The sequence below is a fragment of the Gemmatimonadetes bacterium SCN 70-22 genome, from assembly GCA_001724275.1.
Classification (GTDB): Bacteria; Gemmatimonadota; Gemmatimonadetes; order Gemmatimonadales; family Gemmatimonadaceae; genus SCN-70-22.
In genome coordinates, this window is sequence record MEDZ01000012.1 from 1 (window position 1) to 16,081 (window position 16,081).

Consider the following 16,081-nt stretch of genomic DNA (forward strand, 5'->3'; position numbering starts at 1 on the left):
GCCCGGGGCACGTCACCGCCTCGACGCCCCTGGCGTCGCCAGCGGGCGAGCCCCTCGCGGCGGAGTTCGCCGTCTTCGCACGTTACCTCGGCACGCGCACCCCTCCGCCGCGCGCCGTCGCCGCGTACCTGCGCGCGCACGCATCCGTCGGCGAGTCGGGCGACCGTTTCGACGCGTGGCTGGTGGGATTCGCCCGACGCTCGGCGATGGCGTGCGGGCTGGCCGACTCGTACGCGCGCCTGGTGCGTCCGTACGGCACGCTCCGGCGCAAGCTGACCCTCGTCCTCGCGGTGCTCGAGTCGACGCCCGCCACGCACTCCGACTACGACACGCCGCGCCCGTCCACGGCGGCCGTGGCCTGGCTGGCGATGGTCGCGTTGGGGACCATGTGGACGTTCCGCACGGCCTGCGCCGTCGCCTGCCTCGCGCCGCTGCACCTGGCGGCTCGCCTTGCAGCTGTGGGATCCTCGCGTGGCTAGGTACCTGGTGGTGGGATCGGGGGCCACGGGCGTCCACTTCGCCCAGACCCTCCTGGACCGGGGCGAGACGGTGGAGCTCGTCGACGTGGGGTTCGAGCGCCCGAGTGCCCCCCTCCCTGACACCGACTTCTCGCACCTCAAGGAGCGGTTGGACGATCCCGAAGCCTATTTCCTGGGAGAGCAGGGCGAAGCGGTGGTGTACCCATCGCCCGCCGCCAAGCCGTACGGCTTCCCGCCCAGCAAGGGCCATGTCTTCAGGCGCCCGGCCGAGGTGTCGATCACCGAGCGCGGGTTCTCTCCCATGGTGTCGTACGCGCGCGGAGGATTGGCCGAGGCGTGGACGGGGGGATCGTACGAGTTGCGCGACGAGGAGCTCGCCGACTTCCCGTTCGATGGCGCGGCGCTGCGGCCGCACTACGCGACCGTCGCGCGTCGCATCGGGATCACCGGCGTCGCCGATGACCTCGGCCGCTTCTCGCCGCTCTCCGCCCCGTATCTCTCCCCGCTCCCGATGGACGCCCACTCGGCGTGGCTCCATGCACGCTACGACGAGCGGCGCGCGCGCCTCAACGCGGCGGGGTTCCACCTGGGGCGGTCGCGCGTCGCGGTCCTCTCGCGCGACCTCGGGACGCGTCGTGCCTGCGGCGAGCTGGGACGCTGCCTGTGGGGGTGCCCGCGCGGGGCGCTCTACACCCCGAGCCTCACGCTCGCCGACCTCCTGGCCCATCCCCACTTCACGTATCGCGGGGGGATGCTGGTGCGCCGCGTCCTCACGACCGCGCACGAGCGGGCCATCGGGGTCGTCGCCGTCCCCGCCGAGGGAGGGGAAGAGGTCGAGTTCCGCGCGGACCGGATCGTGCTCGCCGCGGGCGCCCTCGCGACGACGCAGATCTACCTCCAGACGCTCGCCGCCCTCGGGATGGATGAGGTCGTCCTCCCCGGCCTCATGGACAACCGGCACGTGATGATCCCGTTCGTGAACCTGCGGCGACTCGGGGCCGATGTGCAGCTGGCGAGCTACCAGTATCACATGCTCGCCCTCGCCCTCGACACCGGGCATTGGCGCTCCGACGTGCACGGACAGGTGAGCGCACTCAAGGCCGCCGCCGTTCACCCGATCGTCCACTCCCTCCCGTTCGACCTGCGCACCTCGCTGCGCGTCTTCCGGCGCATGCGCGGGGCGCTCGGGGTGGCCAACATCTGGCTCTCCGACACCCGGCGTCGCGAGAACGTCGCGCGGCTCGAGCCGCGCCGCGACGGGACGTTCCGCCTGGTGCTCGAGTATGGCGACGATACCAGCGACCTGTCCGCCACGCGCGATGCCATCCGCCGGACGCGCGCGGCGCTCGGCGCCCTCGGCTGCATCGCCCCGTCGGGAATGGCGAAAATCCTTCCCCGCGGTTCGAGCGTGCACTATGCCGGTACGATCCCCATGATCGACGAGGCGCGCGAACACACCACCGGTCCCGACGGGGCGGTGCGTGGATTCAGCGGTCTCTACGTCGTGGATGGCGCGGCATTCCCCTGGCTCCCCGCGAAGAACCTGACCTTCACGCTCATGGCGAACGCGACGCGGATCGCGTCGGATATCGACTGAGCGGTACGCCCGTCGCCGTTCGCGAAGCGGCATTTCCTGCCGGCTCGTCGCGCAAGGGCTACACTCGCGCGGTGCATGTGGCGAAGGCTCCACATCGCGGCCCGGTCCGGGTGGTTTTTCGCGCGCGAGGCTCGCGCGCCAACTGCGGCATTACTCGTGCATTGGCAACGACTTGGGGCCACGGCGCGACGCGTGCACCGTTCCCCGCCGTGCGGGCAATCGCCTTGCACTATGAGAACACACCAACTGGCAACTTCGGCGCAGCAATGGGACGCGATTTCACCCCTGGCCAGCGCCGTCACGAATACGGGAGCCACCGAATGAGGGAGATGGTCGATCGAATGCCGTTACGGGACGTCGGCGCGACACGTCGCGCACCACACCTCCCGACGCTCTCCGTGGTGCTCCTGTCGCAAGGCGATCGCTCGGCGCTCGAGCGCGCGCTGGCTGCCGTGGCCGCGCGCTGCCGGCGCATGGAGGCCGAGATCATCGTCGTCCGGCCATCGACGGAGGACGAGCTGGCGACGTTGGGCGCTGCCTACCCCAGCGTGACCTTCCTTGGCGCTCCGAACGGGATGGGGAGCACGCAGATGCGCGAGCTCGGGATGAATCGGGCCACCGGCGACATCGTGTCGCTGCGAATGGACGGCACGGTGGGCGACGGGATGTGGCTCGACGCCTTCGGCGGGACGATGGGATGCGTGGACGATGACGTGATGGTCGAGGTGGAGGTCCCACTCGTCCCGGTCGTCGACAACACGGCGATCGCCGCAGGCGAACGCAGGCGTGGACGCGCGTATCTGGCGCCGTCGGTGGCGGCGTCGCCAAGTTGGCGGAGCGAGCCCGTGCGCCCGAGCGTGGGGATCGCCGGCCTCGAGTCTGATGCGCGGGTGATGGAAGCTTCGAACGATCGGTAGGTGGCCGCGCCGGCACTTTCGGTGGTCGTCCCCTCGGTGAACGGGTTCGACGACCTGTCAGCGACGTTGGGGGCACTCGAGCGCCAGCGTCTCGACGTGCCGCTCGAAGTCCTGGTCGTCGATCGCCTCGGCCCTGCGCTGCGCGAGCAAGTACGCTCGCGCTTTCCGCATGTGCGCATCCTCGAGGTCCCCTCGGACGCGACCATCCCCGACATGCGCGCGCGTGCCTTTCGCGAGGCGACCGCCCCGTCGGTGGCGGTCATCGAAGATCACGTGATCGTTCCGGACGGGTGGGCCAAGGCGCTGCTGGCCGCGCAGACACCATCGACCCCGGTCGTCGCCGGGGCGGTCGAGAACGCGGCGACCGAGCGCCTGGTCGACTGGGCGGCGTACCTGTGCGAGTACAGTCACTGCACTCCTCCCCTCCCCGCTGGCCCCGTCGAGTGGCTAACGGGGAACAATGTCGTCTATCCCAGGGAGCTGCTGGAGCGGTACCGGGGGGTGGCCGAGTCGGGAGGGTGGGAGAACCGGTTGCACGACGCCTTCAAGGGCGATGGGATCGTGCTGACGTGTCGCCCGGAGATCGTCGTCGGGCACAAGATGCACTACACGGTCGGGCTCTACATGTCGCAGCGATACCTGTATTCGCGGTCGTATGCCGGGGCCCGCATGCACGGGGCGGGGGTGGCGAAACGGCTCCTGATGGGTGCGGCATCTCTGGCGCTACCGCCACTCCTCTTCTGGCGCACCGTCTCCCGCATTCGGGCCAAGGGGCGCCACACCTCGGAGCTGGTACGTTCGTTGCCGCTCATCGCGCTATTCGTCGTGGCATGGGCTGTTGGCGAGGCGGTGGGCTCGGTGGCGGGAGCGGGGGATTCTCTGTCGAGGGTACGGTAACGTGAGCGGGTTGTCAGCAAACGCACCGCGCAGGGTCGCGCAGCTCAAGGCCGGCGATCGCGTCGTCATCATCGGCGGCGGTCCGGCGGGGTTGACGGCCGGCTACATCCTGGCCAAGGACGGGGTGAAGGTCACCGTGCTCGAGGCTGACACGCAGGTGGGTGGCATTTCCCGCACGGCGCGCTACAACGGCTATCGCTTCGACATCGGGGGGCATCGCTTCTTCACCAAGGTCACCCCGGTGGAGGAGCTGTGGAAGGAGATCCTTGGCCCCGAGTTCATCAGCGTCCCGCGCCTCTCGCGCATCCACTACGGCGGGAAGTACTTCGACTACCCGCTCAAGGCGTGGAACGCCCTCAGCGGGCTTGGCCTGTGGAACTCGTTCCTCTGCGTGGCGAGCTACGTCCGGTGGCACTTCAAGCCGTATCCGGTCGAGGAGAACCTGGAGCAGTGGGTCACGAACCGCTTCGGGAAGCGCCTGTTCGAGATCTTCTTCAAGACGTATACGGAGAAGGTCTGGGGTATCCCGTGCACCGAGATCCGGGCGGAATGGGCGGCCCAGCGCATCCAGGGGCTGTCGCTCGCGAAGGCGATCCTGAATGCCGCGTCGCTCCAGCGGCGTAGCGAGACGATCAAGACGCTGATCAACGAATTCCAGTACCCGCGCCTCGGGCCGGGACAGATGTGGGAAACCGCGGCGCAGCGCATCGAGGCGATGGGGGGGGACGTCCTCCTCCGGCACGAAGTGGCTGCGCTCGAGATGCGGGACGGGGAGGTGGTCGCCGTCCGGGCGCGCACGCCCGATGGCGAGGTGCGGCTCGAGGGCGATCACTTCATCAACACGATGGCGATCCGCAACCTCGTGCGGTCGTTCGATCCGGCCCCGCCGGCCCCCGTCATTGCCGCTGGCGACGGACTCAATTACCGCGACTTCCTCACCGTCGCCCTGATGATCGACCAGGAGGCGCTCTTTCCCGACAACTGGATCTACATCCACACGCCGGGGGTCACGGTTGGGCGCATCCAGAACTTCAACAACTGGAGCAAGGCGATGGTCCCGCGCCCCGGGACCACGTGCCTCGGCCTCGAGTACTTCTGCTTCGAGGGGGACGGGCTGTGGAGCAGCCCCGACGACGCGCTCGTCGAGCTGGCGAAGAAGGAGCTGGGGCAGCTCGGCCTCGCCGACCCGGCGAAGGTCATCGACGGGTGTGTGGTCCGGCAGCAGAAGGCCTATCCCGTGTACGACTCCGAGTACTCGGCGCACCTGCAGGTCGTCCGCCGCTTCATCGACGCCGTCCCGAACCTGCATACCGTCGGGCGCAACGGGATGCACAAGTACAACAACGCCGATCACTCCATGCTGACCGCCATGATGGCCGTCGCCAACATGCGCGGTGCCTCGCACGACGTCTGGGCGGTCAACACCGACTTCGACTATCACGAGGAGCAGAAGGTCGAGCCGGACACCGCAAAGGGGGCCCCCCCGTCCTCGGTCGTGCAGGCCCGGGCGGGAGCTGCGTGACGGCGGAGTGCGGATCGGCGTCGACGCGACGTGCTGGGCCAACGCACGCGGCTACGGCCGGTTCGCCCGGGAACTGATGCGCGCGATGGCCGCGCAGGGGCCGCAGCACCAATTCGTGTGCATCGGCGACCGGCGCGCCTTCGACGCCTTCTCCCTCGACGCGCCCAACGTGCAGCGCATCGTCGTGGCGCTCGGCGAGTCGCCGACCATGGCCGCCTCCGCCGACGGCGCCCGCTCGCCGCGCGACATGCTTCGCTTGACGCGCGCGGTGTGGCAGGCGGCCCCCGACGTCTTCTTCTCTCCCTCCGTCTACACCTACTTTCCCCTCCCTCCGGGCCAGCGCGCCGTGGTCACGATCCACGACGCGATCGCCGAGCGGTTTCCCCGGCTCACCCTCCCGACGCGGCGTGCCCGGCTCTTCTGGAAGCTCAAGGTCTCCCTTGCCCTGCAGCAGGCGCGGTTGGTGCTGACCGTCTCGGACTATGCGGCGCGCGACATCGCGCGGGTGCTGGGCGTTTCCCGCGAACGCATCCGCGTCGCGGTGGAGGCGCCGGCCGCGGAGTACGCGCCCGTGCCCCGGCACGTGGCGGAGGCGGAAGCCCGCGCCGCGGGCGTCCCGGCCGGGGCACCATGGTTCACCTACGTCGGAGGGTTCAACCCGCACAAGCGCCTCGACCTGGCCATTCGCGCGCATGCGTCGCTGGCGGGCGAGCTGGCGGTGGCGCCGCACCTCCTCCTGGTGGGGGCCACGTCGGGCGACGTCTTCTTCGGCGAGCACGCCAGGCTGCGGGCGCTCGTCGACGCGTGCGGCACGGGCGCGCTCGTCCACTGGACGGGGTTCGTCCCCGACGAACGCCTGCGGGCCCTCCATGCGGGAGCGATCGCGACGCTCCTGCCATCGGAGTGCGAGGGGTTCGGCCTCCCAGCGGTCGAGGCGGCGGCGTGCGGCGCGCCGGTCATCGCGACGGTGGAAAGCCCGCTCCCCGAGCTCCTCGAGGGTGGGGGGATCTTCGTGCCGCCCGGCGACGGCGGCGCGCTGCTCGAGGCCATGCGGCGCCTGGCCACGCACCAGGCGTTGCGCGACGCGTTAGGCACCGAGGCGCTGGCGCGCGCCCGCGCCCTCACCTGGGACGGTGCGGCACGCGCCACGCTGGCGGCGCTCGAGGAGGCGGCCGCATGAGCGCCCTCCGCTTCCTCATGCTCACGACGTTCTATCCGCCGTACAACTTCGGCGGCGACGGCATCGGGATCCAGCGCCTCTCGCGCGGCCTGGTCAAGCGCGGCCATCACGTCACCGTCGTCCACGATGCCGACGCCTACAACCTCCTGAACGCGGGGCCCGAACCCGCCGCCTCGCCGCACGACGACGACGAGGGGGTCGAGGTGATCCGCCTCCGGAGCCGCGCCCCCATGCTCTCGGCCCTCCTCACGCAGCAGCTCGGACGCCCGGTGGTCAACGGCGGCCGCATCCGCCAGCTCGTGGAGTCGGGGCGCTTCGACGTCGTCAACTTCCACAACATCTCCCTCATCGGCGGGCCGGGGCTGCTCCGCCATGCGGGCGAGGCGGTGTCGCTCTACATGGCGCACGAGCACTGGCTGGTGTGCCCGATGCACGTCCTGTGGCGGCACGGCCGCGAGCTGTGCACGGGACGCCAGTGCCTTCGGTGCGCCATCAGCTACCGGCGCCCTCCCCAGCTCTGGCGGTACACCGGGTTCCTCGAGCGCGAGATCGAGCGCGTGGATGCCGTGATCGCCATGAGCCGGTTCTCGGCGGAGAAGCACCGGGAGTTCGGCTTTCCGCGGGAGATGGAGGTGCTCCCCTACTTCCTCCCGGATCCCGAGGGGAACGGGGTCCCCGTGGCGGAGGGGGCGCCGCCGCACCCGCGCCCGTACTTCTTCTTCGCCGGCCGCCTGGAGCGCATCAAGGGGCTCGACGATGTCATCCCCGCCTTCCGCGACTTTCCCGACGCCGACCTGGTGATCGCCGGCGACGGGACGCATGGCGACGCGCTGCGGGCGCTGGCACGGGGCATGCCTAACGTGAAGTTCCTCGGGCGCGTCGCGCCGGACGACCTGCGCCAGTTCTACCAGCACGCGGTGGCGCTGATCGTGCCGTCGGTGTGCTACGAGACCTTCGGGATCGTGCTGATCGAGTCGTTCCGGCAGGGGACCCCGGTCATCGCCCGGCGCCTTGGCCCGTTCCCGGAGATCGTGGAGCAGTCGGGGGGTGGGGAGCTGTTCGGCAATCGGGCGGAGCTGCTGGAGGCCATGCGGCGGCTGCAGGGCGACCCGCGCCACCGCGCGCGTCTCTCCGCCGCCGGATATGCCGCCTACGTGAATCGCTGGTCCGAGCGGGTCGTCGTACCACAGTATCTTGGAATCGTGCGGCGCGCCGCGGTGCGCCGCGGACATGCGCGCGTCGCCGACGCGCTGGCGGCGGAGGAGGTCGCGTGAACGTCTTCATCACCGGTGGGTGCGGGTTCATCGGGTCTCACCTGGCCGAGCGGCTGCTCGACCGGGGCGACCGCGTCCAGGTGCTCGACGACCTGTCGACCGGGAGCATGCAGAACATCGCCCATCTGGTCGGACGCCCCGACTTCGGCTACCGCATCGGATCGGCCCTCGACATCCCCCTCGTCACCGAGTTGGTGGACATGGCCGACGTGACCGTGCACCTGGCGGCGGCCGTCGGCGTCAAGCTCATCGTCGAGAAGCCCGTCCACACCATCGAGACCAACGTCCGCGCCACCGAGGTCGTCCTCGGCGCCGCCGCTCGCAAGAAGAAGCTCGTCGTCGTCGCCTCGACGTCGGAAGTCTACGGGAAGTCGACCTCGATCCCGTTCCGCGAGGACCAGGACCTCCAACTCGGCCCCACCTCGCACTCGCGCTGGGCCTACGCCTGCTCGAAGGCGCTGGACGAATGGCTTGCCCTCGCCTACCTGCGGGAACGCGGCGTACCGGTCATCGTGACCCGCTTCTTCAACACGGTGGGGCCGCGCCAGACAGGGCAGTACGGCATGGTGCTCCCCAGCTTCGCCGCTCAGGCGCTGCGGAACGAGCCCATCACGGTCTACGGATCGGGCGAGCAGTCGCGGTGCTTCGGCCATGTGCGCGATGCCGTGGAAGGGATGCTGCGGCTGATGTCGACGCCGGCGGCGGTGGGAGAGGTCTTCAACATCGGCTCCACGCAGGAAATCAGCATCGTGCAACTTGCCGAGCGGGTGCGCGACGCGGCGGGGAGCCGCTCGGAGATCGTCCTCGTCCCCTACGGGGAGGCGTACGCCGCCGGCTTCGAGGACATGATGCGACGCGTCCCCGACGTGTCGAAGCTCCAGGCCGTGACCGGCTTCTGCCCCGACACGTCTCTCGACGTGATCATCCGCGACGTCGTGGAGGATCAGCGCGCCCGGCTGGCGGCCGCCGCTGGAGGGGGCGTTCCCTTCATGACCCTCCGCACGTGACCGGCATGCGCGCGATCCTCACCTATCACTCGATCGACGAGTCCGGCTCCCCGATTTCGGTGGGGCGCGAGGTGTTTCGCGCGCACGTCCGCTGGCTGGCCTCCGGGGCGGTGCGGGTCCTGCCGATTGCCGACCTCGTGGCCCGTGGCGATGACGGCGACGCCGTGGCCCTCACCTTCGACGACGGCTTCCAGAACTTCGCCGACGAGGCGGCCCCGTTGCTGGCAAACGCGGGGCTCCCCGCGACCGTGTTCGTCGTGCCCGAGCATGTCGGCGGGGCGAACGACTGGGGCGGGCGCCATGCTCCCGGGATCCCGGCACTCCCCCTGATGGATTGGTCCACGTTAGGCACGGTAGCCGCGCAGCGGGTCGCGCTGGGCGCGCACACGCGCCGCCATCGCGACCTGACCCAGGTGCGCGGGGCCTCGCTCGAGGACGAGGTGGCGGGCTGCGTGGAGCGCATGGCCGCCGAGCTTGGCTGTCGTCCGACGAGCTTTGCCTATCCGTACGGCGCCGTGGATGCGGCGGCGGCCACGGTGGTGCGCGACGTGTACACCCACGCATGCACCACCGAATTGCGTCCCCTTCGCCACGATGACGATCGCGCCCTCCTTCCCCGGCTCGACATGTTCTACTTCCGCGAACCGGGGCAGTTGGAGGGGTGGGGGAGCGCGGCCTTCCGCAGCCGCCTCTGGCTGCGGGCGCAGGGGCGCCGCGTGAAGCGACTCGTGCAGGGGCGGGCCGCATGAGTGCCGCGCGCCCGTTCTACTCCGTCATCGTCCCGGCCCACCAGGCGTCGGCCATGTTGCCCCGCACGTTAGGCGCGCTGGAGGCGAGCGACTTCCCGCGCGACCGGTGGGAACTGATCGTCGTCGACGACGCGAGCACCGACGAGACGGCGACGGTCGCGGCGCGCCATGCCGACACGGTGATCCGGCTGCCCGGCATGCCGCACGGGCCCGCGTACGCCCGTAACCGGGGCTTCGAGGTCTCGCGCGGCGACGTGGTGATGTTCTTCGACGCCGACGTCGTGGTCCATCCCGACACGATGCGCCGCTTCGCCGAGGTCCTGGAGGCCGAGCCGGACGTGGGCGCCGTCTTCGGCGCATACGACACCAGTCCCCCCGCGCCGGGATTCATGTCGCAGTACCGCAACCTCCTGCATCACTACGTGCACCAGCGCAACGCCGGCGACGTCGAGACCTTCTGGGCCGGGGCAGGGGCAGTGCGGCGACAGGTCTTCGACGATGCCGGGATGTACGATGAGTGGCACTTCGCGCGACCGCAGATCGAGGACATCGAGCTCGGCGCGCGCATCCGTGGACTGGGACAGACGATCCGCCTCTGCCCCGACATCCAGGTCACGCACCTCAAGCGCTGGACCTTCGCCAACGTCGTCCGCACCGACCTCCGCGACCGGGGCATTCCCTGGGCGCGCCTGCTCGCCCATCGCAAGGCGGTCCTCAGCACGGCGACACTGAACCTGCGCTGGATCGAGAAGCTCAACACGATGCTGGTGTGGGGCGCCGTCCTCCTCCTCGGCGTGGCGGCCTGGGATCGCTCGTGGTGGGTGGCCGTCGCCGCGCTGTTCGCGCTGCTGTTCGTCGTTGTCGCCAACGCGCCGATGCTCGGCTTCTTCAGCCGCGTGCGAGGGCCGATCTTCGCGCTCCGGGTGATCCCGGTACACCTGATGTACTATTTTCTGAACGGAATCTCGTTCGGGACCGGGCTCTTCCTGCAGCAGACCATCGGGGCACCGCTCCCGAACCCCACGACGGAAGCGTACGCCGAGATCGGGGTACAGCGCTGGCCCCCCATCCCCTCGAGGCACCGCCGGAGCTCGTGGACCGCCGACCAAGAGTAGTCGTCAAGAGCGGAGGAGTTGCCATGTCACCGAACCAGGGACTGATCCTGGACGAGGGGATGGAGGGAGGACGCGACACGCGTGACGACGAAGCGCGGCTCATGCCGGCGCTGCGGCTCGCCTTCGCCCCGCTGCACAAGGCGGCGTTCGGCACCGCGACCGGGGTGGCCGGGGCCTTGCTCATGGCGACGCTGACCGCGGTCGCCCTCCTCAGTGCGCGCGCCGCCGACTTTCCGCTCGGCCTCCTCTCGCAGTACTTCGTGGGCTACACCGTGTCGTGGGAGGGCGTCCTCGTGGGCGCCCTGTGGGGCTTCGTGGTGTCGTTCGTGGCCGGCTGGTTCGTCGCCTTCTGCCGCAACCTCGCCCTCGCCATCGTGGCCTTCGCCTATCGGACCCGGGCCGAGCTCGAGCAGACGCGCGAGTTCCTCGACCACATTTGAGTCTCGCCTTCCTTCCCTAACGGGTAACCATGACCTCGCCACGCGACGAAAACCTGCAGAGCACGCTGCTGTCGCTCAACGCGCGCGCCTGGGGGATCGCTTTCGGGCTCGTCCTTGGCGGCGGGCTCTTCCTGGCGACGCTCGTCCTCGTCGTCAAGGGAGGGCCTACACCAGGACAGCATCTGCAGCTCCTGGGGGCGTTCTTCCCGGGATACCGCGTGAGTGTGCTGGGGAGTCTCGTCGGATTCGTCTACGCCTTCGTCGTCGGCTACGCCCTCGGGCGTGTGATCGGCGAGGTGTACAACCGCCTCGCCCTGCGCTGAACAGGCGCTGCCGCCGGCGGCTGCGTGACGCTCCGCCGGCCGGGCGCCGCCGTCCCAATCCCCCCACTGCCTGATATGCCCGCCTTACGTGTCGCCGTCGCCGGCCTTGGCAATGCGGCGGTGAACTTGCACCTGCCGGCACTCGCCGCCATCCCGCACGCCCAGTTGGTGGGCGGTTGCGATCCGAGCGAGTCGACCCGCCTCGCCGCGGGCAAGCGGTTTGCCTTCCCGGTCTTCGCCACCCTCGGCGAAGTGCTCTCGTCCACGCGTCCCGAGGCGGTGATCATCTGCGCCCCACCCAGGGCGCACCGCGCCCTCTGCCTGGAGGCGCTGGCCGCGGGGACGCACGTGATCTGCGAAAAGCCCCTGGCGACGAGCGTGGCCGAGGCGGAGGAGATCCTGGCCGCCGCGGCGAAGGCCGGGCGGCGGCTGGCGCTGAACCACGAGTTCCGCGAGATGCCGGCCTTCCGCGCCATGCTCGATGCGATCCGCGCGGCGGAGGGCGGCGCCGTCTTCGCGCAGGCGTGGCAGAACATGGATCTCCCGCCGTGGGCCGAGCCCGGATGGCGCGGCACGCTCCTCAACGGCGTCCTCTACGAGGCTGGGATCCACCTGGTCGACTTCGTCGTCGCAGCGTTCGGCGAGACGCCACGTGCGGTCACGGCGACCATGTCGTCCTGCGGCACGCGCGACGAACAATCGGACGCCGTGGCCCTGGTTGCCCTGGAATTCTCGCGCGGCCGGCTGGCGCAGGTCACCCAGAACCGCCTCTGCAAGGGAGAAACCCAGTACTTCGAGGTCCGCGTGGACACGCCCCATGCCTCATACCGGGTGTCGTACGGCGGTCGGGCCCGCGTATCGTTGGGGCTCCTGCGCAGCCGCAAGCCGCACCTGCGACTGGAACTGGGAGGAGCGGGGATGGCGTGGCGCGAGGTGGCGCACGACCGCGCCGCCATCGCCGCGAATCCGGGCAACGCCCCCATGATCGCAACGCGCAACCTCCTCGACCGGACGCTGCGCGCCTTCATCGACGGCACCGCCGCCCCCGCGCCGGGTGAAGCGGGACGGGACATCCTCAAGGTGCTCGCGGCGGCCTATCTCTCCGCGGCCGAAGGGCGACGCGTCGCCCTCGACGACCCGGCGGTGGCCGCCTACACCTTTCAGGCCTGAGCGGGCGCGGCTACCAGCCGCGGAACTTGAGGAGCACGGCCGGCACCGTCTTCAGCATGATGCGGATGTCGAGCCAGATGTCCTGTGTCTTGATGTACTGCAGGTCCCAACGGACCTTGGCCCGCACATCCTCGAGGCACGCGTCGTAGTGCTGGTTGATCTGCGCCAGCCCGGTGAGCCCAGGGCGAACGCGGTGCCGGTACCGGTACTCGGCGATGTCCTCGCGCAGGCGCGCCACGATGCTGGGGCGCTCCGGACGGGGGCCCACGATGTTCATGTCGCCGCGCATGATGTTCCAGAGCTGCGGGAGCTCGTCGAGCCGGAACTTGCGAAGCATCCGGCCGAGGTTGGTCACGCGCGGGTCGTTCTCCTGCGCCCAGACCGCCCCCGAGAAGCGCTCCGCGTCCACCCGCATCGTGCGGAACTTGAAGATCGTGAAGACCTGCCCCCCGAGGTCCTCGTGCCGCCGCTCGCGGAGGGCGAGCGTGTCGCGCCACCTCCGGTCGAGCCCCACCCGCGTCTGCGCGTAGATGATCGGGCCGCGCGACGTGAGACGGATCGCGATCGCGATCAGGAGGAGGACCGGCGACAGGAGGAGGAAGCTCGTGCCGGCAATCGCGATGTTCAGCGCCCGGTTGATCGACTCCGACCGCTCGCGAGGGAAGACTTCGGTCACGGCGTCGCGCTCATCGCCCCGGGAACCATCCACCGAGCGCGGACGCTCGATGCCGCGCCCGCCCTCGCCCCCTTCCAGGCGGCGCTGGCGCCGCGTGGAAGGCGTCGGGATGCGGGCGGGGTAGTCTCCGGCGAACTGCGACACTCTGGACTCCATCGTCAGGACTCGGGGGGACACGTCGGTCGGGAGGGGGAGCGATCGTGCGGAAGCGGAGGACGTCCTAGAAGATCCTGCCGCGGTTGCTGTTGCTCAGGACGCGAACGAGGAAGATGAGTGGGGTCACGACGCCGAGCACCTTGACCCACGTCTGCACCCCCGACGTCGCCGTCGCGGGCGGGACGTAGATCTCGTCGCCATCGCGAAGCGACAGATCCCCGACCGTTCGCGCGAGCCGGATCGCCTCCTGGAACTGCTTCTTCCCAATCAAGACCTTCCCGCTGCGCTTGACCTCGGCCTGGTCCAGTCGCGCGCCCGGACCGATCCCCCCCGCCGTCATCAGGACGTCGGTGATGGCCTGGTCCACAGGGAAGGTCAGGAAACCATTGCGGGCCACGCCGCCCGTCAACGTCAGGCGGACCATTCCCGTCGCCGAGACGACGGGGTTCTTGAGATAGCGGCTCAACTCCGTGGTGAGGAAGCCGCCAAGCTCCGAATCCAGGACGCCCGCCAGGGTGATGTCCGGAATGTTGGGGAGCTGGAGGCGGCGGTCGCCTCGCACGGTGAAGGTATCGGTGAGTGCCGAGTCGCCCAGAACCACGATGTAGATCCGGTCGCCGGGGAGGAAGTCGCCATTGCGGAGGCGCTGCCGGATCGCGACCGCGTCCGAGAGGAGCTTCTCGCGCGTTTTCTGGTCCGGTGCGACTACCGCCGCCTGCTCGGTCGCCTTGGCCGCCTGCTCCAGTTCGGCTCTCGTCGCCTGTCGCCTCCCCTCACCCAGCGAACTCTGGGCACCGGCGCCACTCGGCGCGGACAGGAGTGCCCCGGCAAGGGCCGCGACGACCACGAGTGATTTCATCGATCCGGAAAGTGGGTCAGGCATACGGTTGCAGCTCTATGCACCCTTCGTGCTAACACGGTTCGCGGGGGCGCCGACCCCCAATGGTGACGCATCATACTTTGCTGGTGCTGCGAACGGCATCACGGATGATGGCTCCAGCGACGCGGGAAGGTGGTCCGGCCCCGGCTTCGTGGCGCCGGTGCGTCACGATTCGCTCTGGGAGGCGCCGTGCCGGAGGTGGCGGTGCCGGTGGCTGAGCTGGCGGTGGCTGGTCTGCGGGTGGCTCACCTGCCGGTGGCTCACCTGCCGGTGGCTCACCTGCCGGTGGCTCACCTGCCGGTGGCGGACGTTCAGAAGGGGGTCGTGACCACCTGGGAAGCGGTGCGACGAGAGCCGGGAAGAGGAGGGCGACCCGGCACATGTCGAATGGCGCCCGAGGTCGGTACAAGGACGATTCAACGTGGCCCTCGTCGCACATTTGCCGCGCTGCGTGGCCCGAGTCCGATGGGGGGTGGGGACCAGGACGTGGGCGGCGCATGCCGCGCGTCACCTGTTGCACCGGCGCCGCAATGCGGGGGCCAGCCGCGCCAGAATGCCCCCCTGTACATGCGAAATCGCCCATTCTCCCCTCCGGTATGGCTGCACGACTCCTGCATGTAGGTGGGCACGAGGCCGGGCGCCCCGCATGTGGGACCTCGGCCCTCGCGACTTCCGCAGGCTTCGACCGCACGCGTCCCCTCCCATGCCCGAACACCAAGCGGATCCGTCCCCCCCGCCTCTCGTCCTACTGGCGAACGATCAGGAGTGGTCGGCGCGTTCGCTCGAGAGCGTGCTCGGGCCGCACGGCTACGCCTCGGTGCGGGCCTTCACGGGGCGGCAGGCGATCGAGCTGGCGCGGCGGGTTCACCCCGATGTGGTCATCATCGATTCCAGCATGCCGGACATCACGGGGATCGAGATCTGTCAGCGCCTGCGCGAGGACCCCGAGTTTCCGCGTTCGACCCCGATCGTGGTGATGACCTCGGGGCCGGCCTCGCGCGCCCAGCGCCTCGAGGCGCTGCGGGCGGGGGCCTGGGAGTTCCTGACACAGCCGATCGACGCCGAGTCGCTCCTGCTCAAGCTCGACCTGTTCGTGCAGGCGCGGCGCGAGATCGACCGGTCGCGCGACGAGAGCCTGCTCGATTCCGCGACGGGGCTGTACAACGTGCGGGGGTTGGCGCGCCGGGCGCGGGAGATCGGCGCCGACGCAAGCCGGCGTCGTGCCCCGCTGGCGTGCGTGGCCATCAGCCCATTGCTCGATGACCAGGGTGCCGGCTCGGACCATCTCGACGAGCGTATCGCCGCGCATGTGAGCGACGTGTGCCGACGCATGGCCCGCTCATCGGACGCCGTCGGTCGCCTCGGGCGCGCCGAGTTCGCGATCATCGCCCCCTCCACCGATCCCGAGGGCGTCGTGCGGCTCGTGCACCGCCTTCGCGAGGAGGTCGAGGGGGCGCCGGTCACGGTCGACGGGGAACCGTATCCCGTGCGCTGCAAGGTGGGGTACAGCGCCGTCCCCGACTTCGCCCGGTCGTCGGTCGATGCCGTCGAACTGTTGCTGCGTGCGGCGAGCGCGCTCCGTCAGGCGCGTGGCGCCGAGACGGTGCGCGCCACCCTCCAGAACGACGCGCTGGAGCTTCCGCTCGCGCGCTGACGATTCCCGGAATGCAGCGCGCCGGCCCATGCACTGGGCCGGCGC

At 70.1% G+C, this 16,081-nt stretch carries 15 protein-coding genes and 1 pseudogene; 14 read left to right on the forward strand and 2 right to left on the reverse strand.

Translation table 11 applies throughout. From position 1 onward, the window contains the following. From ABS52_07850 to ABS52_07910, 13 genes and pseudogenes are all read left to right on the forward strand, one after another. A pseudogene (locus ABS52_07850) lies at positions 1–479 on the forward strand (hypothetical protein). Between the two features lie 7 nt (positions 480–486). Then, entirely contained in the window at positions 487–2,076 is a 1,590-nt protein-coding gene (locus ABS52_07855; protein ODT03668.1) for a hypothetical protein, read from the forward strand. A gap of 329 nt (positions 2,077–2,405) precedes the next feature. Further along, a complete protein-coding gene (locus ABS52_07860; GenBank protein ID ODT03669.1) occupies positions 2,406–2,993 on the forward strand; it encodes a hypothetical protein in 588 nt (195 codons plus the stop codon). Continuing rightward, positions 2,994–3,890, forward strand: coding sequence for a hypothetical protein (locus ABS52_07865; GenBank protein ID ODT03670.1), 897 nt, complete (start codon positions 2,994–2,996; stop codon positions 3,888–3,890). Positions 3,891–3,900: 10 nt separating this feature from the next. Beyond that, on the forward strand, positions 3,901–5,412 hold the full coding sequence (locus ABS52_07870) for an FAD-dependent oxidoreductase (GenBank protein ID ODT03760.1): 1,512 nt from the start codon (positions 3,901–3,903) through the stop codon (positions 5,410–5,412). A 7-nt stretch (positions 5,413–5,419) separates the two neighbouring features. Next, on the forward strand, positions 5,420–6,592 hold the full coding sequence (locus ABS52_07875) for a hypothetical protein (protein ODT03671.1): 1,173 nt from the start codon (positions 5,420–5,422) through the stop codon (positions 6,590–6,592). Further along, a complete protein-coding gene (locus ABS52_07880) occupies positions 6,589–7,866 on the forward strand; it encodes a hypothetical protein (protein ID ODT03672.1) in 1,278 nt (425 codons plus the stop codon). Before ABS52_07875 ends, ABS52_07880 begins: the two co-directional genes overlap by 4 nt. After that, on the forward strand, positions 7,863–8,873 hold the full coding sequence (locus ABS52_07885; GenBank protein ID ODT03673.1) for a nucleoside-diphosphate sugar epimerase: 1,011 nt from the start codon (positions 7,863–7,865) through the stop codon (positions 8,871–8,873). The genes ABS52_07880 and ABS52_07885 overlap by 4 nt, the downstream gene beginning before the upstream one ends. Then, positions 8,870–9,622, forward strand: a complete 753-nt coding sequence (locus ABS52_07890; GenBank protein ODT03674.1) for a hypothetical protein — start codon at positions 8,870–8,872, stop codon at positions 9,620–9,622. Before ABS52_07885 ends, ABS52_07890 begins: the two co-directional genes overlap by 4 nt. Beyond that, positions 9,619–10,737 carry a hypothetical protein gene (locus ABS52_07895; GenBank protein ODT03675.1) on the forward strand — a complete coding sequence of 373 codons (1,119 nt, stop codon included), beginning with the start codon at positions 9,619–9,621 and terminating at the stop codon, positions 10,735–10,737. The genes ABS52_07890 and ABS52_07895 overlap by 4 nt, the downstream gene beginning before the upstream one ends. A gap of 23 nt (positions 10,738–10,760) precedes the next feature. Further along, positions 10,761–11,177 (forward strand): hypothetical protein, encoded by a 417-nt coding sequence (locus ABS52_07900; GenBank protein ID ODT03676.1) that lies wholly within the window; start codon positions 10,761–10,763, stop codon positions 11,175–11,177. Positions 11,178–11,206: 29 nt separating this feature from the next. Continuing rightward, complete coding sequence (locus ABS52_07905; protein ODT03677.1) at positions 11,207–11,500, forward strand: hypothetical protein; 294 nt, start codon at positions 11,207–11,209, stop codon at positions 11,498–11,500. A gap of 75 nt (positions 11,501–11,575) precedes the next feature. Continuing rightward, entirely contained in the window at positions 11,576–12,670 is a 1,095-nt protein-coding gene (locus ABS52_07910) for a hypothetical protein (GenBank protein ID ODT03678.1), read from the forward strand. Positions 12,671–12,680: 10 nt separating this feature from the next. Here the strand turns inward: ABS52_07910 and ABS52_07915 are convergent, their stop codons facing one another. Continuing rightward, entirely contained in the window at positions 12,681–13,490 is an 810-nt protein-coding gene (locus ABS52_07915) for a hypothetical protein (GenBank protein ODT03679.1), read from the reverse strand. 76 nt (positions 13,491–13,566) lie between these two features. Further along, entirely contained in the window at positions 13,567–14,349 is a 783-nt protein-coding gene (locus tag ABS52_07920; GenBank protein ID ODT03680.1) for a hypothetical protein, read from the reverse strand. Positions 14,350–15,085: 736 nt separating this feature from the next. Here ABS52_07920 and ABS52_07925 point away from each other — a divergent pair. Continuing rightward, positions 15,086–16,036 (forward strand): hypothetical protein, encoded by a 951-nt coding sequence (locus ABS52_07925; protein ID ODT03681.1) that lies wholly within the window; start codon positions 15,086–15,088, stop codon positions 16,034–16,036. The last annotated feature ends 45 nt before the right edge of the window (positions 16,037–16,081 follow it).

Excerpts from the sequence above, each read along its gene's own strand:
- ABS52_07910 (ODT03678.1), top strand. The coding sequence starts at position 11,576 with ATGCCCGCCTTACGTGTCGCCGTCGCCGGCCTTGGCAATGCGGCGGTG.
- ABS52_07880 (ODT03672.1), top strand. The coding sequence starts at position 6,589 with ATGAGCGCCCTCCGCTTCCTCATGCTCACGACGTTCTATCCGCCGTAC.
- ABS52_07900 (ODT03676.1), top strand. The coding sequence starts at position 10,761 with ATGTCACCGAACCAGGGACTGATCCTGGACGAGGGGATGGAGGGAGGA.
- ABS52_07895 (ODT03675.1), top strand. The coding sequence starts at position 9,619 with ATGAGTGCCGCGCGCCCGTTCTACTCCGTCATCGTCCCGGCCCACCAG.
- ABS52_07925 (ODT03681.1), top strand. The coding sequence starts at position 15,086 with ATGCCCGAACACCAAGCGGATCCGTCCCCCCCGCCTCTCGTCCTACTG.
- ABS52_07905 (ODT03677.1), top strand. The coding sequence starts at position 11,207 with ATGACCTCGCCACGCGACGAAAACCTGCAGAGCACGCTGCTGTCGCTC.
- ABS52_07860 (ODT03669.1), top strand. The coding sequence starts at position 2,406 with ATGGTCGATCGAATGCCGTTACGGGACGTCGGCGCGACACGTCGCGCA.